Genomic DNA, 627 nt, shown 5'->3' on the forward strand with positions numbered 1-627 from the left:
CATATCATATAGTTTATGTATGTACTTTATATCAAACTTATTTTCTTCCGTTTCTCCTAAAACGATAGAAAAAAGCAAAATTTCATAAACTAGTTTTTGATAACCAGTGGATACTTCATATGTCACCCCATCGTCATAAATCTGCTTGTCTATTTCATTTTGCATTTCAAACTTTGCAAATTTTTGGAGTTTTTCATAATAAGACTTATTTTTTTCCTCCAAAAATTTTGAAGATATAAGCAGCCCCATTAAATTTGCTAAATAATGGTTATTTCTGAGTTCGGAGTAGTTCTCTAAGTTTTCCGAAATATGTTTACAATGATAGTAAACCATTGTTTTAATAATGATTTCAAACTCATTATCTTTGTAAATTCGCTCTTTCAATAACTCGTAGCATAGAATAACATTAACAACTCTTATTGCTACTTCCATATTGCAAGTCCAATTAACCGAATAGCCATACGGGTTAGATGTAATCCAAGAAACGATACTTTCCCTAACAAATTTATAAAACTTTTCATCCAATGTAATAACATAAGCTTTTGAAACTGTCACCAAGTGTTGTAGACGTGAGAGCTCCCAAACATTTTTAACGTCTGTTTTATCATCTCTTACAATATATTTTAT

General features: G+C 29.5%; 1 protein-coding gene. It reads right to left on the reverse strand.

The window, feature by feature from the left end; genetic code table 11:
* Positions 1-627 (reverse strand): heparinase II/III family protein (locus L1D50_RS23265; RefSeq protein WP_275660260.1); only part of this gene is annotated, 627 nt, incomplete at both ends.

The sequence above is a fragment of the Pseudoalteromonas sp. Isolate6 genome, from assembly GCF_022398435.1.
Taxonomy (GTDB): Bacteria; Pseudomonadota; Gammaproteobacteria; order Enterobacterales; family Alteromonadaceae; genus Pseudoalteromonas; species Pseudoalteromonas galatheae.